Source organism: Anaerocolumna chitinilytica, from assembly GCF_014218355.1.
GTDB classification, from domain to species: Bacteria; Bacillota; Clostridia; order Lachnospirales; family Lachnospiraceae; genus Anaerocolumna; species Anaerocolumna chitinilytica.
Genome location: NZ_AP023368.1, coordinates 998,540 through 1,019,858 on the forward strand (window position 1 = coordinate 998,540; position 21,319 = coordinate 1,019,858).

At 38.5% G+C, this 21,319-nt stretch carries 18 protein-coding genes and 1 other annotated feature (1 of these 19 only partly in view); of the genes, 12 read left to right on the forward strand and 6 right to left on the reverse strand.

Going from position 1 to position 21,319, the window contains the following annotated elements:
- The first annotated feature begins 63 nt into the window (after positions 1 to 63).
- Positions 64 to 645, forward strand: a complete 582-nt coding sequence (locus bsdcttw_RS04465; RefSeq protein WP_185258206.1) for a nitroreductase family protein — start codon at positions 64 to 66, stop codon at positions 643 to 645.
- Positions 646 to 713: 68 nt separating this feature from the next.
- Complete coding sequence (locus bsdcttw_RS04470; RefSeq protein WP_185258207.1) at positions 714 to 2,207, forward strand: methyl-accepting chemotaxis protein; 1,494 nt, start codon at positions 714 to 716, stop codon at positions 2,205 to 2,207.
- Positions 2,208 to 2,212: 5 nt separating this feature from the next.
- On the opposite strand, the gene bsdcttw_RS04475 is transcribed toward bsdcttw_RS04470, so the two are convergent.
- From bsdcttw_RS04475 to bsdcttw_RS04485, 3 genes are all read right to left on the reverse strand, one after another.
- On the reverse strand, positions 2,213 to 2,824 hold the full coding sequence (locus bsdcttw_RS04475; protein ID WP_185258208.1) for a histidine phosphatase family protein: 612 nt from the start codon (positions 2,822 to 2,824) through the stop codon (positions 2,213 to 2,215).
- A gap of 122 nt (positions 2,825 to 2,946) precedes the next feature.
- Positions 2,947 to 4,605, reverse strand: a complete 1,659-nt coding sequence (ptsP, locus tag bsdcttw_RS04480; RefSeq protein WP_185258209.1) for a phosphoenolpyruvate--protein phosphotransferase — start codon at positions 4,603 to 4,605, stop codon at positions 2,947 to 2,949.
- Between the two features lie 152 nt (positions 4,606 to 4,757).
- Positions 4,758 to 5,015 (reverse strand): HPr family phosphocarrier protein, encoded by a 258-nt coding sequence (locus bsdcttw_RS04485; protein ID WP_185258210.1) that lies wholly within the window; start codon positions 5,013 to 5,015, stop codon positions 4,758 to 4,760.
- Between the two features lie 420 nt (positions 5,016 to 5,435).
- On the opposite strand from bsdcttw_RS04485, the gene bsdcttw_RS04490 reads away from it, so the two are divergent.
- The 5 genes from bsdcttw_RS04490 (at position 5,436) to bsdcttw_RS04510 (ending at position 11,529) form a co-directional block, all read left to right on the forward strand.
- Positions 5,436 to 7,232, forward strand: a complete 1,797-nt coding sequence (locus tag bsdcttw_RS04490; RefSeq protein ID WP_185258211.1) for a sensor histidine kinase — start codon at positions 5,436 to 5,438, stop codon at positions 7,230 to 7,232.
- Between the two features lie 187 nt (positions 7,233 to 7,419).
- Entirely contained in the window at positions 7,420 to 8,727 is a 1,308-nt protein-coding gene (locus bsdcttw_RS04495; protein ID WP_185258212.1) for an ABC transporter substrate-binding protein, read from the forward strand.
- A gap of 138 nt (positions 8,728 to 8,865) precedes the next feature.
- Entirely contained in the window at positions 8,866 to 9,747 is an 882-nt protein-coding gene (locus bsdcttw_RS04500) for a carbohydrate ABC transporter permease (protein WP_185258213.1), read from the forward strand.
- An 11-nt stretch (positions 9,748 to 9,758) separates the two neighbouring features.
- The gene (locus bsdcttw_RS04505; RefSeq protein ID WP_225903790.1) at positions 9,759 to 10,643 is read left to right on the forward strand and encodes a carbohydrate ABC transporter permease; all 885 of its coding nucleotides are present in this window, start codon (positions 9,759 to 9,761) and stop codon (positions 10,641 to 10,643) included.
- 79 nt (positions 10,644 to 10,722) lie between these two features.
- Positions 10,723 to 11,529 (forward strand): response regulator transcription factor, encoded by an 807-nt coding sequence (locus tag bsdcttw_RS04510; RefSeq protein ID WP_185258214.1) that lies wholly within the window; start codon positions 10,723 to 10,725, stop codon positions 11,527 to 11,529.
- Between the two features lie 89 nt (positions 11,530 to 11,618).
- Here bsdcttw_RS04510 and bsdcttw_RS04515 read toward each other — a convergent pair whose 3' ends face one another.
- Together bsdcttw_RS04515 and bsdcttw_RS04520 are read right to left on the reverse strand one after the other, a co-directional pair.
- Entirely contained in the window at positions 11,619 to 11,957 is a 339-nt protein-coding gene (locus tag bsdcttw_RS04515) for a hypothetical protein (protein ID WP_185258215.1), read from the reverse strand.
- 25 nt (positions 11,958 to 11,982) lie between these two features.
- Positions 11,983 to 12,303: a hypothetical protein gene (locus tag bsdcttw_RS04520; RefSeq protein ID WP_185258216.1), complete on the reverse strand. Its 321-nt coding sequence runs from the start codon at positions 12,301 to 12,303 to the stop codon at positions 11,983 to 11,985.
- 221 nt (positions 12,304 to 12,524) lie between these two features.
- Here bsdcttw_RS04520 and trxA point away from each other — a divergent pair, with 221 nt between their 5' ends.
- The 3 genes from trxA to bsdcttw_RS04535 all read left to right on the forward strand — a co-directional run bounded on the left by trxA (position 12,525) and on the right by bsdcttw_RS04535 (position 15,198).
- A complete protein-coding gene (gene trxA, locus bsdcttw_RS04525) occupies positions 12,525 to 12,839 on the forward strand; it encodes a thioredoxin (RefSeq protein WP_185258217.1) in 315 nt (104 codons plus the stop codon).
- 144 nt (positions 12,840 to 12,983) lie between these two features.
- Positions 12,984 to 13,466 (forward strand): cytochrome b5 domain-containing protein, encoded by a 483-nt coding sequence (locus bsdcttw_RS24970; RefSeq protein WP_225903791.1) that lies wholly within the window; start codon positions 12,984 to 12,986, stop codon positions 13,464 to 13,466.
- A 34-nt stretch (positions 13,467 to 13,500) separates the two neighbouring features.
- Positions 13,501 to 15,198, forward strand: a complete 1,698-nt coding sequence (locus bsdcttw_RS04535) for a S8 family peptidase (protein ID WP_207726490.1) — start codon at positions 13,501 to 13,503, stop codon at positions 15,196 to 15,198.
- A gap of 55 nt (positions 15,199 to 15,253) precedes the next feature.
- Here the strand turns inward: bsdcttw_RS04535 and bsdcttw_RS04540 are convergent, their stop codons facing one another.
- The gene (locus bsdcttw_RS04540; RefSeq protein WP_185258219.1) at positions 15,254 to 15,622 is read right to left on the reverse strand and encodes a VOC family protein; all 369 of its coding nucleotides are present in this window, start codon (positions 15,620 to 15,622) and stop codon (positions 15,254 to 15,256) included.
- Positions 15,623 to 16,373: 751 nt separating this feature from the next.
- Between bsdcttw_RS04540 and bsdcttw_RS04545 the strand changes: the two genes are divergently transcribed.
- Complete coding sequence (locus bsdcttw_RS04545) at positions 16,374 to 17,618, forward strand: S-layer homology domain-containing protein (RefSeq protein WP_185258220.1); 1,245 nt, start codon at positions 16,374 to 16,376, stop codon at positions 17,616 to 17,618.
- Positions 17,619 to 17,639: 21 nt separating this feature from the next.
- Positions 17,640 to 20,882 (forward strand): DUF5704 domain-containing protein, encoded by a 3,243-nt coding sequence (locus bsdcttw_RS04550; protein ID WP_207726491.1) that lies wholly within the window; start codon positions 17,640 to 17,642, stop codon positions 20,880 to 20,882.
- A gap of 219 nt (positions 20,883 to 21,101) precedes the next feature.
- Positions 21,102 to 21,319, forward strand: a binding site (T-box leader); it runs 13 nt beyond the window's last position.

Below are 21,319 nucleotides of genomic sequence, written 5' to 3' on the forward strand. Positions count from 1 at the left end.
TTTCGGTGTTAAATAAGGTTTAGACGTTGAGTATAAGATGAATATCTGGATAGGAGAAAAATGATGGACGAGCAATTTACAAAACTGGTTACAGAAGCAAGATCTTTCAGACGTTTTGAGGAGGAAAAGGAGATTACCGCCGAACTGCTAAGGGAATTAGCGAACCTGGGCAGACTGTCTCCAAGTGCGGCAAATTTACAACCCCTTAAATATATACTGGTAAGCCAGGAAGCAGTTAGGGAAGAAGTATTCTCTTGTCTTGGCTGGGCAGGTTATTTAAAAGATTGGAACGGACCGGTAAAGGGGGAGAGACCGGCGGGTTATATCATTATGCTAAGGGACAGTGAAATTGCAGCGAAAGCAGAAGTGGATGAAGGAATTGCAGCCCAAAGTATTTTTCTTGGAGCAGCAGCTTTAGGGATAAAGGGATGCTTTCTCGGAAATATTAAGAAGTCAGAATTGGTAGAGAAACTCTCCATTCCTGAAAAATATGAGATTCTATTAGTAATTGCCCTTGGCTATCCAAAAGAAGAAGTGGTGTTAGAAGAATTGAAGGAGGGGAATGTAAAGTACTGGAGAGATGAAGAAACCATCCATCATGTACCGAAACGCTCCCTGGCAGAGGTGATTATAGAGTCCTATTGAGAAAAAACGAGAAATAATATAAGATGGATGACAGAATGTAAATAACTGCAAAAGAGAGAGGTTTTTTTATGCACAAAAGAAAAAAAGAATCCGTTTTTAGCTTAAAAAAAATCAACAGGATCAATCTGGGTATAACAGTAGCTCTGGTTTTTATTCTGGTGGGACAGGTAATCGCATATCGTGGGTTAAACGGGCAAGAACAATTTTTAGGTGTCGGAGCAGTAATCATTGCATTGTCAACCCTTAATTATTTTATACCGATTAATGATTACGTGAAAGGTTTTAATTTTGCGGCTATACCTGGTTTTGTTATGTTTTTCTTATTTTTTATCGATAAGTATGCCTTAAATAAGCATTACATCATAATGATAACAATTATGATGGCTGCACTCTATTTTAAAAAAGAAGTTTTAACTGCTTTCTGGATATTCATTGATATCGGTATGATATTATCCTATTATTTTAAAGCTTCTGTGGTTATGGGAGAGAAAGCAGGGTCAGGTGAATTTATTATTGTTATGACTTCTTTGAATGCGATATTACTTTTGTTATTTCTATTGACGAAATGGGGCGGAGACCTGATCAAAGACTCCGTAAAGAAAGAGGAAGATGCTACGGCTTTAGTCGGTCAGCTTAAGACAACCTTTACCTCTCTGGAAGGCGGTATTGCAACTCTGGACCAGAATCTGACCAACTTTTCCCGAAATACCGGGAGCATTCATGAATCCAGTAATGCAATTGTTGGAACGGTGAAGCAGATATCGGAATCGATCCAGGAAGAAGCAGTTAGCGTCAGTAAGATAAAAACTACAATGGATGAATCTTTGAAGGAAATAGATAATGCGCTTTTAGTGTCACAGGATATTGTTTCCGGTACACGGGAAATGACCAATAAGGTGGATGATAATTATAATCGTCTCAGCAAGGCTGCAGCTTATGCAATTACCGTAAATGAAGCAATGGGGAGCACAACGGAAACGGTTTCTGATTTAAGAAATAACCTGGAAGTTGTAAACTCTTTGTTAGAAGGTATCAAGCAGATTGCAGGACAAACGAATCTGCTGGCTTTAAATGCAGCCATTGAGTCTGCACGCGCCGGAGAACAGGGGAAAGGTTTTGCTGTTGTAGCGGATGAGATTCGAAAGCTCGCAGAGCAAAGCGCTCAAATCGCAGGAAATATCTCAGAAGTTACGAAATCCTTGTCTATGAAAGCGAAGATGGCAGATGAGAAGTCCTTGGAGGGAGAAGAAGCCGTTAGAAAGATTCAGTCTGCCTTAAAGAAGGTAAGTGACAGTTTTAAAGAATTTATGGACTCCTATGGCCACTCCAATCAAATGTTAGAGAAGAATATGGAGCTGATAAACCAGGCTACCGGTAATTTCCTTAGTATCCAGAAGGAAATTAATGGGGTTACCGGAATTGCAGAGGACAATTCTGCTTCAGCGGAGGAAATCCTGGCAACCCTTGAAAATGAAAATAGCCTGATATCTGAGATTAGTTCATCTGTGAATGATTTAAGCAAGCTTAGTACTACTTTAAAGGAACTTATTAATAATAGATAAGGTATCTATTTCAAATGATGTGTATCGTTGAATGATTCCAGAATCGGATAGTTAGAATTTCTAAAACTTACTTTTGAGATGGCGGTGTTACCAAGATAAAAATGATGGTACATCGTCATTTTCCATTGGAAAAGACCAATTAAGCCAGCCTTTATTATTCCGCCATGGGCAATAATGAGTACCTTTTCATCGGGATGATTTTCTGCAACTCTACGAATGGCTTCTGCGGCTCTCATACTGGCATTACGTATGGATATATCTCCGCCGATAAAAGGTCCCTCCTTTTCATCACTTCTCCATGCTGCAAATTCCTTGGGGTAAGTATTTTTAATCTCATCAAGGGTGAGCCCTTCCCAGGCACCAAAGTCAATTTCCTTCATTCCCTCACAGGGAATTACCTGTTGCTTGGTGTCCTGACTTAGAATTCCTGCTGTTTCCATAGCTCTAACCAGAGGACTTGCATAAACTGCCTGAAATTCTCCATGAAGAAATTCCTTCAGGGCCATTGCCTGACTTCTTCCTTCATCGGACAGGGGGATATCTGCCTTACCCTGGAATTTGCCTAGTTTATTCCATTCAGTTACACCGTGTCGTATCAGTAATATTTCTGTACCCATGTCTGCTCCCTTTGCGTCTTTCCTGTTTAATGTGTTCTGATTCCGGCTCATTGTAACATAATAAAGCAGAAATATCAAATTACGAAGACTTGATATTTCTGCTTTAGGGTTGAGGATATGATTTATACGGGCAAATTCCAGTCGGTATCTGCAGCCTTAATCCTGCTTTCCCGAACCTTTTTACGAAGGGGAAGTATGAGAGCCGGTGAAACCGATAGTTCGTCGATTCCCATATTTAAGAAGGCTTCCGTCAGAGTCAAATCCCCTGCTAGCTCTCCGCAGATGCCAATCCACTTGCCGTACTTATGTGCATTGTCTGCAGCAAACTTTAACATTCTTAGGATGGAAAGATGGTGAGGGTCATAAAATTTATCAAGCTTAGGATTCTGCCTGTCAATGGCCGTGGTGTACTGAGTCAGGTCATTGGTACCTACGCTAAAGAAGTCAACTTCCTTTGCCAATATATCACTGATTAGTACGGCAGCAGGAGTCTCCAGCATAATACCCAGCTCCAGATTCTCATTATAAGGAATACCTTCCTTTTTGAGTTCCTCTTTGACTTCGGCGACCACTTCCTTGATTTCTATAACCTCTCCAAGAGAAGTAATCATGGGAAACATAATAGAGATATTCCCAAAAGCGGAAGCTCTGTAAAGGGCTCTTAACTGAGTCTTAAAGATATCCTTTCTGGTTAGACAGATTCTGATTGCACGGTAACCTAAGGCCGGATTTTCTTCTTTTGGCAGGTTAAAGTAGGCAGCCTGTTTATCCGCACCAATATCGAGGGTACGAATGATTACTTTCTTTCCGGCAAGACTTTCGGCTACATATTTGTAAATGCTAAATTGCTCCTCTTCCGTAGGATAGTCTGATTTCTCCAGATAAAGAAACTCGCTGCGGAATAGACCGATTCCACCCGCATCATTCTTAAGCACAGCACCGATATCGGAGGAATTACCGATATTTGCGTAGATATGAATGGTCTTTCCATCCAGAGTGACATTTTCTTTTCCCTTTAAGGTTAATAAAAGCTCTTTTTTCTCATCGTCCTGTCGTTTCTTATCCAGCATGTCTTTCATAGTTCTTTCATCCGGTTCAATATAAACAGTACCGGTAAAACCATCTACAATGGCAAGCTTCCCATCAAAGTTTTCGTTTAGATCCTCCTGCAGACCGATTACAGCCGGAATATTCATTGTACGGGCAAGTATGGCTGTATGAGAGTTCACAGAACCATACTTTGTAAGAAATGAGAGAACTTTATCCTTTTCAAGCTGGATGGTTTCACTGGGAGCCAAATCATCTGCCGCAATAATTACGGATTCTTCCAGGAATTGCTCCCTGTGCTCGGTGTTATTTAAGATTTTAATAAGACGGTCGGAGATATCCAAAACATCGGCAGAGCGTTCTCTCATGTATTCGTCTTCCATGGAGGAGAACATCTGAGCAAAATTATCCCCGGTAACGCCTACTGCATATTCTGCATTCACACTCTGAGCAGTAATGATGTTATTAACAGACTCCACATAATCAAGATCATCTAACATCATCTGATGTACCTGCATTACCATGGCATTTGCTTCACCAACCTTAATAACAGCCTTTTGATAGAGATCCTCAAGCTGTTCGATAGCAATCTGCCTGGCTGTCTCAAAGCGCTCCAGTTCTTTTCCTGTGTCGGTTACCCTGGTACGTTTCACGGTTTCTTTTGTTTTTTTCAGATAGCTGATCTTTCCTATTGCAATTCCACCGAATACACTTTTTCCTTTTATTACTAGCATTCTAACCTCCATATTGTGTATGAATTGCCATTTCTATTAATTCATACCTGGCTCCCATCAGCATATCTATCCTTACATATTCAATGGGAGTTAAAAGAGTTTGTGTCACTTTTACCTATATATTGCAGCTATACAATGCTGCTTTTTCTTGTTTATAAATTACTTTCAAAAAACTGCTTTATTGCTTTTAGTGCTTCGTCTTCGTCTTCGCCGTTAATGACTACGGTTACGGTATCAGCTTTCTTAACGGACAGGCCCATAACGGCAAAAAGACGCTTTAGGTCAGCTTCTTTGTCACCTTTTTTTAAAGTGATGGATGATTTGAACGTTGACGCACTTCTTACCAATAAACCTGCAGGTCTTGCATGAATTCCCAATTCATCTTTAACAGTGTAATCGAATGTTTTCATAGTAGTATCCTCCAATTATAATTATTTTAGTATCTGTCTATTCCATTGACTTCATGTAAAACGAAAAGTATTTCTTAATATATTTGCGATAAAGCAATAAAAAAAGACCTAATTATTCCTAATCAGGTCTTGCCTGCCTTACCAGTCACAATCCATCGTTTCATTTTATTCATAGCTTTCGGTAAGGTCATGATTGTTTCTTGGCCATAAACAAAATAAAAAGACCCAACTAGTAAAAAAAATGAAATACTAAGCCGGTCTTGCCTGTCGAAACAGTCGCAATCCTTATCTATTAACTTTGTTAATATTATAGCTTGATTAGCGGAAAAAGTCAATGTTTTTTTGAATGAAACAAATATTGCACCCCCTGTATCCCTATGCTAAAATGGAAAGACAAGATAACATTAGGAGGGGAAATTCATGCCGTTTACAGTGAAAAAGAATCAGCCCATATCATTAAAGAAAGCACTGCTTTTTGTGACCGTTGTATGCTGGACGGTTCCTATCATTGTCTTTATGGTGTTCATGTTATCCTATTACCGGAATAATATTATACAGAAAACCCAGGCTTTGATGGTGGAAAGTCTTAAGAACTATACCACTTTTCATAGTCAGAAGCTCAACGAAGCAATCGAAAGCTCTAAGAAGATATCCTATGACCTGGTACTGGAAAAGGCATGGAATAAATATAAAAATGGTGAATTCACGGAGGCAGGTTTCTATAAAGAAGTAATCGGAAATTTAAAGAGCAAGTATATAAATGATAACCGCTTTGTCATGTCAACCTTTTATCTTTCAGATAATACAGATAAGCTTTATTATGCTTCAAGGGAACAGGCAAGCACCGTTCAGATTTATATCAGAGATGTGAAACGGTATGCAGAAACGATTACCAGTGAGAATTCATCCGATGCTCATGTAAAGATAATGAACGGAAAAATCTATATCATCCGGAATCTCTATACCACCAGAAATTATACGAAATTTGGAACACTGGTACTGGAGTTGAACGAGGATAAATTCTTTGATGGAATTAATATTAATAAGAATTATGATCTGGGGTTTTTTGTAGACGATACAGATGAGATGATATTATATAATAATCAATTGAAGGAACCGGATGAGAAGACAGTCTTAAAGGACCTGAAAAAAGAGTTCTTACGAAAGAATAATAGGAGAACTATAAAAGCTGAGGATAAAGTATATCAGGGAATCCTATACCAGCAGAAGTTTGATGATTACTATTATGGAATAGTTCTGATAGCCAACAAAGATGTTATCTTCAGTGAGATAAGAGTTATGAACAGCGTTATCCTTTTAAATATCCTGATTATTATACCTGTTTTTATATATATGCTGTACTTTATATCCCATAACATTACAAAACCCATGGAGAGGATGGTAAAGGCATCAAAGAATATCGAAGGCGGTAATTTTGGCTGGCAGATTAAGGGCGATGTTATGCCTAATCAGGAATTTAAATATCTCTCAGATTCCTTTAATAAGATGTCTTCGGAAGTAAAATATCTCTTTGATTATGCATATAAGGAACAGCTGGCCAGAAAGGAAGCGAAAATACTAGCCCTGCAGTCCCAAATAAATCCTCATTTTCTTAATAATACCTTAGAGATGATGAATTGGCAGGCAAGAATGGCAGGAGACGATGCCGTATCCAAAATGATAGAAGCCCTGGCGGTTCTATTGAACCAGAGCATGGGCAGAGAGAACCGGAAGCTCATATCCCTGGCAGAGGAATTAAAGGGAGCAGAAGCTTATATTTATATTACCTCCATGCGATTTGGAGACCGCATTCGATTCGAAAAAGATATTGACGAAAGATTAATGCAGGTTCAGCTGCCGCAGCTTATATTACAGCCTCTTCTTGAAAATGCTGTGGTACACGGTGCCTACACGGTGCAGGGGGGAGTCATTAATTTCTATGTGTACCAGGAGGAAGATAAGGTAATCTTAAAGATTATTAACACCGGCAGTTTCTCAGAGGAAGAGGAAAAGAAGGTGCAGGCACTCTTAGACAGTGATAATACCGGTTCCGTGGAGGGAAAGGGTAAGCATACCTCTCTTGGAATAAGAAATGTCAACGAACGTATTAAACTTATATTTGGGGAGGATTACGGCTTAAGCATCCATTCGGTGGATGGCAAAGTAATTTCAGCTATTACAATCCCCTGGAGCAGTGAGGAGGATAAGAGTATATAGTTTTTACATTACACTGTTTCACCAAACAGTAAAATAGATTCTATAGATACAGATGAACAGGGCAAGACGGAACAAATAATGTCAAGATAGTAGAATGAAAAATGACACCGGAAAAGATATAATAATTTTTGTAAAGTAAAATTTACTGATTTAACTTGTGAAATTTACTTTATTAGGGAGGAAGATTATGAAAAAAAGGGCTAAATGGTCCGTATCATTTTTAGCCATGGTTTTAACCTTTTTCTGTACTGCTTGCAGCAACACCGGCAGCAACATAACGGATATCAGCGGAGATACAGGGGCAACACCGGCTGATGAAAATAATCCGGTAACTCTAACTACGGTATCAATGTATGGTGGGACGGACCCTAATGCATCCAATTACCAGACAATTATCAGTAAGTTCATGGAGGATTATCCCTATATTACCGTGGAGGATGATTCCCAGGTTTCCGATCAGGACTGGAAGACGAGAATTGCAGCCGACTTTGCTGTAGGAAATGAACCGGATGTAATACAGTATTTTACGGATGCCAATGCAAGTGATGTGCTGGCAGCTGATAAATTCGTAACGATAAATGAAGTAAGAACAGAATATCCTGATTATGCCAAAGACACATTACCAAGTGCCTTAAAGGCGGCGGCTAATCCTGACGGTATTGAACGGGCGGTACCCACAACCGGTTATTGGGAAGGACTATTCTGCAATAAAGATTTATTTAAAAAATATGGCCTTGAGCTTCCTACAACGTGGTTCAATATGTTAAGAGCCATTGAAACCTTTAAAGAAAATAATATTGTACCCATTGCGGTGTCTTTGAATAATGTACCCCATTATCTGGTGGAATATCTAATTCTCTCAGCGGCCGGTCCTGACAGTTATAGGCAGATACCAAAGACCGTACCCAAAGAATGGTGTGAAGGACTTGCAATGTTTAAGACCTTAAGGGATATGGGAGCATTCCCGAAAGATACCGACACCATTGACAATGACCTTGCCGGCGAACTTTTTAAGTCCAAGCGTGCAGCTATGAAGGTAGATGGCTCATGGTTTCTTGGCAGTATCCCGGATCAGCAAAATACCGTTGTGGTTGCATATCCGGTAATACCCGGCGGGAGGGCACGAAGTACAGATATGGTGGGGGGTATCTCATCGGGCTTTTATATTACAAAGAAAGCCTGGCTTGATACAGATAAGAGAGATGCTGCTGTCAAGTTTGTGATGGCAAATACCAGTAAGGAAGCGGTTACAAAGTATTGGGGAGGTAATGGAAGTGCTGCCGTAGCAGCCGACCCTATTAAGAATCTGACACCTCTATCCCGCTCAGGACTTAAGTACAGCAGTGAAGCAACAAGTGTTTCAACACCCATTGATTCCAGACTGTCTCAGGAAGCTTATAATACATTGATTGCCGGTATTGTCGATATTTCTACCGGAGTAAAAACACCGGAAGAACTTCTGAAAGAAGTATTTGCTATCAATGTGAAGCAATAAATAATGTAAACAGTAAGGTGTGCTGCAGATAGCTAAAAGTACCTTTGGCTGCCTGCAGTATTCTTTTTTTATCCATTGCAAAGGAGCATATGGAATCAATTGCTCCTGTAATTTTAAGCAGCTTTATAGGAGGCAGAGATGCTCTACAAGAAGAAACTGCCCCTGCTCCTCTTTCTGGTGCCGGGACTTGCCCTGATACTCATATTCTTATATGAACCATTTCTGGAAAATATTATTAACAGCTTCTACGATATGACCTCCTTTGTTAAAATTCCAGGAAGTGAGTGGAAATTTATCGGACTGGAGAATTATAAGAAACTGCTTACGGAGGACAGATTCCGCATTTCTTTGTTGAATTCTATAAAGATGATGGGGCTGACTGTCACTTTTCAGGTGGGAATAGCTCTTATATTTGCAATATTGGTGAGCTGGCTGAAAAGAGGACAGAACTTCTTTCGTACGGTATATTTTTTTCCCATCGTAATCTCAGCGACAGCCATAGGATTGATATTTAAGCTTTTTTATAATTATAACGGGGGAATGTTCAATCAGGTATTAGCAGTCTTTGGACAGGAGCCGGTTAACTGGCTGGCACCTGGCAGGGCTTTTTTTATGATAGCAGTTCCAACACTTTGGAGTTATGTGGGCTTTTATTTTGTAATTCTCTTAACTGGAATAAACAATATTCCGGAGGACTTGTATGAAGCGGCAAGAGTAGACGGCTGTTCGAAGGCAAGACAGGTTATACATATTACCATTCCCTTATTACGGGGAGTACTATGCACCTGTATTATGCTGGCTGTAACCGGTGCCTTAAAAGTGTTTGACCTTCCCTGGGTCATTGCACCAAAGGGAGCACCACAAGGGAAGACACATTTTCTTGGAACTTATATGTATGAACAGACTTTTTCAATTGGAAATATTGATTATGGGTCTGCCATTGCATTTACTATCGTTATATTTGGATTTATAGTATCGTTGATTGTTAGTAAACTTCTTAAACCTGATGCAAATTTGTAGGAGGACTAAGCTTGAAGCGCGGGACGAAAATAAAGGAAATTAAGGACTCCGCCCATAAGGAGAACCTCCTGAAAGAGCTCCATATCGGGAAAATAATAATATATCTAATACTGGCGATATGGACAGTCACCACGATATATCCCTTTGTATGGGTTATCGGCAATTCCTTTAAGCCCTCTGCAGAAGTTGTTAATACCTCTTTTAGCCTGCCCAAGGAATTTACGATATCCAACTATACCAATGCTTTTAGTAAACAGGACATACTTCAATCTTATAAAAACAGCCTTGTAATATCTGGTACAGTTATGGTAGTTACTATGATTCTTGGTACTATGATGGCATTTGCCATGACAAGATATCACTTTAGGGGGAAAGCCATTGTAAGCGGGATTCTTCTCTCGAGTCTTATGATTCCGGTTTTTTCAACTATAATACCTGTATTTAAGTGGATGGGAGAGTTTGGCCTTCTAAATCTTCCAATCAGTGTCATACTTCCCCAGATTGCCGGCAATTTAAGTTTTGCAACAGTGGTAATGATGGGATTTTTATGGGGGCTGCCCCTTGAGATGGAAGAAGCAGCTTATATGGAAGGAGCAGGCGTGCGGAAAGTATTTATACATATTATCGTACCAATATGCAGACCTTCTATGGCTACTGTAGCTATCTTTTGCTTTTTATGGTCTTACAATGATTTAATTACTCAGCTTATTATGATAAGAAAGCGTACAAAATTCCCGGTAGGTGCCTTATTAAATGAAATCAGTTCGAAGTACGGAACAGACTATGGGCTGATGACAGCAAGTGTGACGCTTATTATTGTTCCGGTTCTCATAATATATGTGTTCTTGCAGAAATACATCATGAAAGGATTGACAGCAGGAGCTCTCAAGGAATAGAATATTTTTATACCTTTCAAAACGAAACTAATCCTTATAGAATAAATAAACTAACAAAATATCCGAATGGAGAACTACAATGTTTAAGGTTATGATTATAGATGATGAACCCATAATTGTGGAAGGAATCAAAAAGATTGTACCCTGGGAAAAGTATGGATGCCAAATTATTGCAACTGCCAATGATGGTATTGAAGGAAGCCGTTTAATCAGGGAACTCAAGCCGGATATTCTATTTTCGGATATTTCTATGCCTGGGATTGACGGGCTTACAATGGTAGCAGGCCTGCGGTCGGAATTTCCTTTAATAAAGATATGTATATTAACCGGCTATCGGGACTTTGATTATGCACAGAAAGCAATCAGTCTTGGGGTCAGCAGGTATTTGTTAAAGCCTTCCAACCTTGTTGAAATTGAAGAAGCTATTGCTGTTATGACGGCAGGACTGAAGGAACTCAAAGCAGATGAGGAACCCGCGGAAATAGAAGAAAATCAGGAAAGAGAAGAAGACAGCGAAACGAAAGCAGCCGGAAGTTTTATTGTATATAATGCTATTCAATACATGGAGGAGAATTATAATAGAAAAATTACTCTTTCTGAGGTGGCAGAAAAAACTTATATCAGCCAGTGGCATTTAAGTAAGCTATTGAATAAGCACAAGGGGCTTAATTTCTCTGAGATACTAAATAATATCCGTGTAAAGGAAGCGAAGAAACTTCTTATGAACTCTTCCATGCGTATCGGGGATATTGCATGGGAAGTGGGCTTTACGGACATCGCTCATTTTTCAAAAGTATTTAAAAAGCTTACAGGTTTATCAGCCAATGAATACCGTAACAGTGTTTTGGTACAGAAGCTAATAGATGCGGATAAGAATAGAGAATAATTAAATAAGACTGCTTTAGCATGTGGATGCGTTAAGAGGGAGGCCCTTACACAATGTGCTAAAGCAGTCTTAATTTTTATCTTAAAATATTAAATTGCGTTGTGGCAAAAGGCTACTATGCTGTCAAGGGGAATGTCGCAAACAGAACCTACGGAACGGGAGCCGTTATGATGGTTGTTATGATGTCCGCAGTCGTTGTTAAATGTGTCGCCACCAAAAGAATCACCAAGCGGGCAAGCAGGAGCTACGCCACGTCTGGAATCGATACGAACGGTATTACAATTTACGGATAGTAAAACACCTGTAAAACCGCTGCCGGAAACACCGCCGCTTGTAGTAAAGACAATAACTGTTTGCCCAATGAAGCGGCAAATATGATTGCAAAAACTCTGGTTATTGTTAATTCCATTAATATTATTGAATGACATAAGGAATCCTCCTATTCTGTTCTGATTATACAGCGTTATGACAGAAAGCTGCAATTTTATCAATAGGGATATCACATACAGAGCCTACTGAAGTCTGCCTGTGGCAATTATGCTCAGGATAAAGATTAGTACAGCAGGAACTGTTAGGTCCGCCAAGAGGATTAGCGGGAGCAGTACCGAAATCTGTTACCAACTGACAAAATTCATTGTTTATTCCAAAGAGAGTACCGGTAAAGCCACATCCTGATACACCACCGCTCTTTGTAAATATTGTAACTGTTTCACCTACAAATCTGCAAAGGGTAGAAACTAAATTCTGGTTTGAGTTAAAACCTCCACATGCCATATGAATTCCTCCTTAATATATTAGGTCATCTGATTTACAATCAGTTATAACCATACTTTATAATATGGTTTGAAGAACATAATGTGACAATTTAAGATGCAAATGTACAAAATAATATAAAATATTCTCCTATAATAAATTTACAAAAAATGTAACTATGTCACAGACGAAAAAAAGAATATGGCTATAATTAGGGTATAAACAAAAAAGGAGAGTATTGTATGAGCGTATTAAAAATAACAAGAGAAAATTTTAAAAAAGAGGTTATGGAATCGAAAATGCCAGTATTGCTGGACTTCTGGGCATCCTGGTGCGGACCTTGTAAGATGGTATCCCCTATTATTGATCAAGTGGCAGAAGAAAAGAAAGATACAATAAAAGTTGGTAAGATAAATATTGATGAAGAGGGAGAATTAGCAGAACAGTTCCGTATTATGAGTATACCAACATTGGTAGTAATCAAGGACGGTAAGATCGTAGAAAGCTCCGTAGGTGTTAAACCCAAGAATGCAATTCTTTCCCTGTTGTCGGAATAAAACCCCTAAAAGTAAAAGCTGCAGTCAGATGAGGGAATCTCAATGGCGGCAGCTTTTTTATGTGAGATGTCATTAGAATATTCCCTGCTATCAGCTAATATAATGAATCAAGCTTATATAGCATAAGGGAAAGGTGGCAATAAATTGGAATCAAAGGAAATTAGAAATAAATTATTAGCTTATCAAAGCGAGATTGTGCATTACAGCCAACTACAAACCTTTAGCAGAAATCCATACGAAAAGAACTATTATCAGAATCTTATTCAAAGCAAAACAGACAGTCTGTCAGATGAATTGGAAGGTATCTTTGTACAGATAAGTTCAGTGCAGAATAATGAAAATAATGAGATGCCTGAAGGTGAGGAAGAACTGCCGGTTGATGTGCAAAGGGTATTTACTGTGGCAGAGCTGTCCGAGTTTGATGGAAGTAATGGAAAACCAGCTTATGTAGCAGTTAACGGAACCGTATATGATGTAAGTGATAAGGCAGCTTGGGCCGGAGGGACACATTTTGCGGGACTTCGGGCGGGAAATGATTTGTCAGGTCAATTTGCCAGCTGCCATAGGGGAATGGCGGCTATGCTTGAACAGCTTCCGGTTGTCGGAAGCCTGGCAGCAGAAGAATAATGATTACTGGTGCGTTGGTAGCATGGAGGGGTATATGACGGAGGCGGATAGGTATAAAATAATCAGCAATGATTATACAGATATCCTGGCAGAAGGGTATGATAAGATTACGAATCTGATAAATTCGAATAAAACAGTTAATTCGATCAATAGTAATTATGCTGTGTATTATCTTCCGGCTTCAGAGCTGACAATAGACAGTACCCAAAAATTTGGATATCAATACATACCAAAGTGCTATGGACTTATGAATATATCCAGTAATGAGGCATCCGGAGTGAGTAGAGTTCGTAGTGAACCGGGGCTTGAACTTAGGGGCCAGGGAGTGCTTGTCGGATTTATTGATACCGGAATAGAATATACTAATCCGGTGTTCCGGTATGCGGATGATACCACGAGAATAGTTTCTATTTGGGATCAAGGGATAGACAGTGATAAGTACCCGAAAGATTTTTACTATGGCACAGAATATAGCCAATTGGAAATAAACACAGCCCTGCTTGCAAATGACCCTTATAGGGTAGTGCCAAGCCGGGATGAGAATGGACATGGTACAATGTTAGCGGGAATCGCTGCAGGAGGCGATGCAGTGGATCCTCTTTTTTCAGGAGTTGCACCGGATACAGAAATTGTAGTAGTAAAGCTAAAAGAGGCGAAACAGAATATCAAGGATTTTTTTCGAATTCCTTCAGGAGTAGTATGCTATCAGGAAAATGACATCATGTTTGGCATTCAATATCTGGTTAATGTAGCTGAACAATTAGATCGTCCAATAGCTATTTGCATAGGTGTAGGTTCTTCTCAAGGTGCCCATGAAGGAGAAGGAGTTATCTGCCATTTTTTAAATGATATTTGTAAGATTCCGGGAAAAGCAATTGTGGTTGCCGGGGGGAATGAGGGAAACACCAATCATCACTATTTTGGAGAGATTAATCCAAGTACGGATTTTGATGTGGTTTCACTGAATATAGGGAGTGATGAAAAAGGATTTACCATGGAGTTATGGGGCTTTGCACCGAATATAGTTGCAGTAGATGTGTATGCACCGGAAGGAAGTCTTGTGGCAAAAATATCAGGAATCTTTCTGCAGAAAAGTACGCAGATAGTCAATTACAGAGGTTCCACTATTTATATTGATAATCAGTTCAGCGAGGAAAGGACCGGAAATCAGCTCATTATGGTACGGTTTCTTAATCCAATATCCGGTGTATGGCGGTTTGTTGTTTCAGGAAGCGGTGATTTAATGCTGCGTTACCACGTTTGGCTTCCCATCAGCAATTTTCTTACGGCAGAAACCTATTTCCTCAATGGAAATAAAGATACCACTTTATCAATACCTGCAAATACGCTTAATGCCCTGTCAATCTCCACCTATAACCACCAAAATCAAAGCCTCTATTATTACAGTGGAAGAGGGTTTACGAAAAGTGGAGGGCTAAAACCCGACGTTGCCGCACCGGGCGTTAATTTAACTGCACCATCTCTTGAGAACGGCTTTTATGATTCCACTGGAAGCAGTGAATCGGCAGCACATACGACAGGCGCGATTGCGTTATTATTAGAGTGGGGTATCTTACGTGGAAATATAACGAAATTAAATAACATTCTCATTCGAAGAATTATCATAAATGGAGCAAGGCGTTTTCCGACCATCACTTATCCGGAACCCGGGTGGGGATTTGGTACGTTGGATATCTATAGAGCTATCAGAAAGTATTATGAAGATGATTAGAGGTAATTTGTAAAGAAACGGAAAGCAGGTGATTGCTTTCCGCTTCTTTCCATCATTAATTATTGATATGTTCACTAAACTGAACGGTAAGCCCATTTGGATCCTTTACAAAAATAAAGCGGGTAGAAGGATTGGGCTGGATTGGACCTGCTATGATTGGAACGTTCTTTTCCTCCAGTTTCTTCATCAATTCCTCCAAGGATTCTGTTGAAAAAGCAATGGAAATATCAGCTCCGAAGGTAACTGAAGCAGCAGCCTTGTTACAGATTAATTCTAATTTTGTTTCACCAGAGCCTAAAAAAGCAATTTCGCGGTCGGGACCTGCCATAAACCGTTGGTCCAAAGGAAGTTCAGCGATTTCCTGATAAAAACGAAGAGATTCCTCCAAATTAATAACATTAACGGTACACCAGCTAAAATTCATACCTTACCTCTTTCTTATATCAATTTTTCCTTGTTTGTATAGTTAAATAAATTAGGAAATTATACTTATTATAATTCGAATGAGAAGCCTTTGCAAGGAGAGGATAATATGTATAAATATCACCGGAAGACTATTATAGCAGCATTTTACATCTGTATTAAGGCGAAGGTACAGGGAGCTTATTAGAAGGGGATTTGAATTAGGAGGAAATATCTTCTTGATTTTGTAAAAAGGATATGGTATATTGTGGTTTATAATAGGGAGTAAATAATTAGTAATTTATTGGGGAGATAAAGACTGAGATTCCTGGGGAGGGAGCAAATAGTATGTACTTTTTTCTAATACCTTATTACTTAGTCATAGGAATTGTTCTGTTCCAGTTGGCTGTCTACATTGGAAGAAAAATCTTCCGTTTTCATCGGCTCATCACCTGTCTGTCAAAGAAATGAAATCAACAAACTACTAGTAATCAATAACTTTTACAATATTTATATCTTTCTGTGTTCATTACCAACAAAATCTGCTGAAAAAAATCTCATTCCGATCTTATAAATAATCTGAATCTGTAACAAAGAATCGAAATTATCCCAATCCTATTATTGTGTATATCAAAAATATATACTGATAAATTTATAAAAAATAAATTTCAAAAGAAAATAATGAAAGAAATAGCTGTAGAAAGTTATTAGTAATAACTTGGACTTAAATCAGCAGTAAGGTTTAAAAAAATAAAAATAGGGGAGTTCTGCAAATGAAAAAGAATAATACAGTAAAAAAGGGGATTAGCCTGGTAATTATACTAATTATGGCATTAAGTTTAGTAATACCTCAAAAACCAGTTGAGGCGGCCACAAACAGTAACATCAAAATTTATAATTTTATTAAACTTCTGGTACCGGCTGCAGGTATTGAGATTGATACATCACAGAGCAATCCATATCTAAAAGCCGCTATGGATACAGGCATTGTGAAAGAAGGAGACTTTGAAGATTATAAAGCATATCTGACTCGAATAGATGCAGCCTTACTATTAAACAGAGCTGACGAATATATGCATGGTGATACAGTAGACAAAGATTTATTGCAGACTGTAATAGCAAAAAGAATTTCGGATATCAAAAAGATACCGGCAGGAAAAAGGGAAGCGGTGGCTAAGATTTATGCGAAAGGTTTTATAGTCGGAAAGAGCAATGGCATGTACGTACAGAACCGTTCCTTTAACGGGAATGATTATCTGGCTGCTGTCGATGCAAAAAAGGTCCTTGGGCTTTTAAAGAATGCCAAGGATAGAGCAAAGATTAGCCCGGATGGTCAGCTGATCAGGACAAAGAATCTTCCTAAAAATGCGAAGGATTATCCTTATATTCTGGAAGCTTTTCCAAACTCTTTTTATGAGATGAAGTTTAGTTATCAACGCGGAACGTATTCATGGAAGCCAGTAGAAGGTAAGGACTATGCAAGACCTGTAAGAGTGAAGGAAACAATGAGTAAATTGAATGTAGATGAAAATGGAATGTGTATATATGTTGATGAATGGATAAAAAAAGTAGAAGATAACTTGAAATATAGGCTAAACGTAGATTTCAACACAATTGACAATAATTGGTTGAACAATCTTCGTAAAACATATTTTGTAGCTAATGTAGCATTATTAGATAAACAAAAAACTGATAGAATTAGGAATTATATAAAAATTGCCAAAGAAAGTAAAGTTATAATTAAAAGTTCTATTATTTCGGTTGAGCCTTCAACACTTTATACTTCTGATGGAGCATTTTTAGTTAGGTCATATATAAAATTCAAAATAACTTCTGAAAAAAACAAGCCTCAAGAAGATTTGTTTTTTGGTAATACACGTTTTGTTGACTTAGCAAAAAGTAAGTGGTTTGATGGAGTATATGATGTTGAATTATCAACAAAGAATATTGGTACTGATGGAAGTGATTATGCAATCATTGATGATACATTAAATGATTATTATTATAAAAGTAAATAAAGGAAAAAGGTACTATTGGTTATGTATAAACGGTTTACAAAAAGTGGTGTACTAATAATCTTATTTCTTTTTTTATTGAGTATATTTAAACAGATTGTTTATGCTGTCAATACAGAAAATGGATACGGTGAAGAGATAAGATTTTATCCTGAAACAGGTGAGTTTAAATTTACAACGATAGATACAAAAGCATCATCTACAACCCGTTGGAAAACTGTGGGGTTTACTGTTCGAAAAGATGCAACAGAGGGGCTTCCAAGAAAAAATAAAAATTATGCAATTTTAATGTTATCGGATGGAGAGATGCATGAAGAACCCTATGATTCAACGCATCTAAAGGTAACTTTTACCTTTTCAAAAGAACAGGTAAATAAATCATTCAAAGGTACAAATTTAGATGATGTTATAGAAGGTGAAATTCTTTATTTTAATGGAATTTTTCATGTTGTCCGGGGAGATAAGGAAGAAAATTATGACTATTGGGATTTAACAGGAACAAGTAGATCAATTGCAGATGCAGAATACTGGAACAATGTTAAAGATTTTGCGGATAGGTTTGATAGGTGGTCGATATATAGTCCTGGACCATCAGAAAATCCCATAACAATAGAACGTCGTATATACAGCAATAACACCAGTACAGTCTACGACAGCACAGACTATCCCAAACAAACGAAAAATACCAGCTTTAAAACCTCCTGGACTAATGTAACTAATAAAATCAATACCAATGGAAAAGAGTATTATCTCTATCGTTTATATTACATTAACCTCCGTGATCCAGCGATAATCTTGGGGAATCGTAAGACCAGTGTCAATCCTTACCTAACACCAGATGAGTATAAGGACGCTCTAAGCTATTTAAGGGACAGGGATTATACGGTAAAAGATAAAGGGCTAAAGATTGTAGCTATGTATCGCAGATTTACTGAAAAACCAACAGCAACTGAAAGTACCATGGTAAGAGAATTTGAGACCATAGATCCTACAGCTGTCATAAAAGCAGATAGTAGAGGGAATGAAGCTTTTGATGTCCTTGAGGGAATACCAGGTACAGAAAGTCTTTATGCCAATATTATAACAAGTAAGTACCTATCCGGTTATATATTCATAAAGAAGGAGGGTAAAAAATTATATCCGGTAACGGTTACAAAGACTTATACTCTAACTTGGAAAGATAAAGGGGAAAAGGGGAAACCGGATATACCTCATACCGTTGTCAGAGCCGTGCCCAAAACATATTACATAGAGCGGAAGTATTCTTATTGGTACATTGATTACCTTGGGATATATGGTATCGATAAGGCGATTATGAAGAATGATGCCCTTCCAGGCGGTAACCTTACAATTACTCCTTACGGTTATACGGCACCTATCGTGAGCTATACGAATTCTACTTCAGAATCTGTACATTTAATTGAACCTACTATCAAAACACCTGCACCTTTGTTCGGCTCCATAGATGGAGGGTACTCCGAACCGTCCGTACCGAACGAAGATTTCAAATCATTTGCTGAAGCGGCTGTTGAAAAGATTCGTTGTAAAAATGATAAGCTGATTATCAATGGATTAACAATAATGTCAGATGTCAAAAAAGAAGAAGCAGCGGATATCCCTCTAGCTATTCCGGAAGGTACCGAAGAGGTAGGAGATAATGTATTGTATAAGTCCAATCTTGTGATACCTGGTACAAAGGCAAATGGAGAGTATGAAAGCTCCGGTGCTGTTATCTATAAACCCGTTGTTAATATCAGCAATAGTGAGTCCATGGAAGTGGATACCGAGTATGAGATAGATGATATCAATCCGGTAATTGTTCACACACCGGTGGTTTGTGATGGTATGGTACAAGATAATCGTAGTGACAATCAAATGATAACGCCGGATGCTGTAAGAGCTTCGCTGGTTTTGGACAGGCCCTTTTATGTTACTCTTCCCACTATAGGAAGTCACAGGGATATTCTTGGCTATGGATACCGGGATTACGGCAAATACTTTGCGAGCCGGCAGGTCAAATTCGCATTTGATACCTATAAAGGCAGCTCTACTGCTGGGATATTTATTCCAAAGAACACATGGACCAGCGTCTCAGAAAATACACTTTTTTTCCTGCCTACTTGGGTTCCTGAGGGCAGATATGAAATCCGATTTCGGAGTACTGCGATTAATGCCGCTGCAAATGATGGAACAGAAGCCACTGAAACTCTTGCAAACTTAAATCTAAATAATTATGCGGCGGAAGATAGCACTATCGTGCAAATATCCGGAAGAATCTATGGTCTGAACATTTATGATGTAACAGACTATCCAATATGGGAAAAGGTATTTCGTCTTCCCAATTCTCTCAAATTAACAGGTTTTCATTATACATTAGGGACAAAGAATCAGAATGGGGAAAGCAATGGGCAGAACCCAAGATATACCATCACTATGGTTAACGGAAGTCATCCGGACTATAAAACAAAAGGGATCTTAAAGACGGGTTATATGACGAGGTTTTCACTTACTACTGTTGGAAGTATGGCAGACAGTGACGACTATGTACGTATCCGGCCAAAGTTCTATTTTGTAGATAAGAATGGGAAGCATCGCCAGGAAGTGGATGTCTACTATACCGAAAGTTTTAAGGGAAAAGAGCATTTGCTTGTGAAAATGGGAAGTAATCTGGATTTGGAAAATGATAAATCCCTTAAAACCGGTGACCCTTATCTTGGAATCCCCGGTAATGAACTAGAAAGAACTGCTTACTATGAAGGAATCCCCCTAACAAAATGGAAGGCCCAAATCAAGAAAGTATATAATTTTCTTAATATAATGATACCCTTTTCTCTTCGAACATTCATTGGATTTCTAACTCCAGTTCCTCAAACTGTGACTGAAAAACAAATAGCCTCCAGCGTACAGCGCTGGTATGGCGAATACTATCTCCCTGCCGAAGTTCATCTTACACCGAAAGATTTTGATGTTATGACATATTCCCTTCATCATGGAGGAGTAAACTATCATGAGGATTTCTGGTTAGACGAAGGGTATATAATTATCAATTTTGATATCACCACAGTAAAAGACGGCATTCCTAACTTAAGCTATATCAATCCAGAAAACAGTGGGAAGGGTTACTGTAATATGTGGAAGAGAGAAGGATTCCAATACCGGAAGACCAGTTATCCGAGTGTTGATTTTGAATTCCAGGATGGTGATTATGTTATGTATTATGCCAATCATAGTGTTCAGGAAGATTATAAATCCTCCGGAACCCACTAGATATCATAATCCTTATCTAGTATAGAAAATGTCAATCTGGAGCTCTCAATATTAAGTTCGTATATTGAGAGCCTCAGAAAATTCACTCTTCCTGTGTCTCTAAATAGTTGATTTCGCCGAACTCCCGGAGTTTTCGTAACGGGGGAATATAGTACATTGTAGAAGAAAAAAATCTCTTGACAAATAACACTAATCCATTTATTATAAAATCATAAATTAGCAAAACCGTTGAGAAAGAGGAGTAGGCAATTGGATTTCATTTCAGAGAGCCCTTATTGGTGGAAGAGGGTATGAAGACATATGCTGAATGGGCTTTCGAGGGCAACCCGAAGTAATAGTAGGCGTTGACGGCGACCATAGTCGTTATCAGTATGGCATATATGTTGGTATATGAGAAAGTGGACTTTTTGTCAAATTGAGTGGTACCGCGGATTAAT

Coding starts and splice junctions, on each gene's coding strand:
- bsdcttw_RS04465 (WP_185258206.1), top strand. CDS start 64: ATGGACGAGCAATTTACAAAACTGGTTACAGAAGCAAGATCTTTCAGA.
- bsdcttw_RS04470 (WP_185258207.1), top strand. CDS start 714: ATGCACAAAAGAAAAAAAGAATCCGTTTTTAGCTTAAAAAAAATCAAC.
- bsdcttw_RS04475 (WP_185258208.1), bottom strand. CDS start 2,824: ATGGGTACAGAAATATTACTGATACGACACGGTGTAACTGAATGGAAT.
- ptsP (WP_185258209.1), bottom strand. CDS start 4,605: ATGCTAGTAATAAAAGGAAAAAGTGTATTCGGTGGAATTGCAATAGGA.
- bsdcttw_RS04485 (WP_185258210.1), bottom strand. CDS start 5,015: ATGAAAACATTCGATTACACTGTTAAAGATGAATTGGGAATTCATGCA.
- bsdcttw_RS04490 (WP_185258211.1), top strand. CDS start 5,436: ATGCCGTTTACAGTGAAAAAGAATCAGCCCATATCATTAAAGAAAGCA.
- bsdcttw_RS04495 (WP_185258212.1), top strand. CDS start 7,420: ATGAAAAAAAGGGCTAAATGGTCCGTATCATTTTTAGCCATGGTTTTA.
- bsdcttw_RS04500 (WP_185258213.1), top strand. CDS start 8,866: ATGCTCTACAAGAAGAAACTGCCCCTGCTCCTCTTTCTGGTGCCGGGA.
- bsdcttw_RS04510 (WP_185258214.1), top strand. CDS start 10,723: ATGTTTAAGGTTATGATTATAGATGATGAACCCATAATTGTGGAAGGA.
- bsdcttw_RS04515 (WP_185258215.1), bottom strand. CDS start 11,957: ATGTCATTCAATAATATTAATGGAATTAACAATAACCAGAGTTTTTGC.
- bsdcttw_RS04520 (WP_185258216.1), bottom strand. CDS start 12,303: ATGGCATGTGGAGGTTTTAACTCAAACCAGAATTTAGTTTCTACCCTT.
- trxA (WP_185258217.1), top strand. CDS start 12,525: ATGAGCGTATTAAAAATAACAAGAGAAAATTTTAAAAAAGAGGTTATG.
- bsdcttw_RS04535 (WP_207726490.1), top strand. CDS start 13,501: ATGACGGAGGCGGATAGGTATAAAATAATCAGCAATGATTATACAGAT.
- bsdcttw_RS04540 (WP_185258219.1), bottom strand. CDS start 15,622: ATGAATTTTAGCTGGTGTACCGTTAATGTTATTAATTTGGAGGAATCT.
- bsdcttw_RS04545 (WP_185258220.1), top strand. CDS start 16,374: ATGAAAAAGAATAATACAGTAAAAAAGGGGATTAGCCTGGTAATTATA.
- bsdcttw_RS04550 (WP_207726491.1), top strand. CDS start 17,640: ATGTATAAACGGTTTACAAAAAGTGGTGTACTAATAATCTTATTTCTT.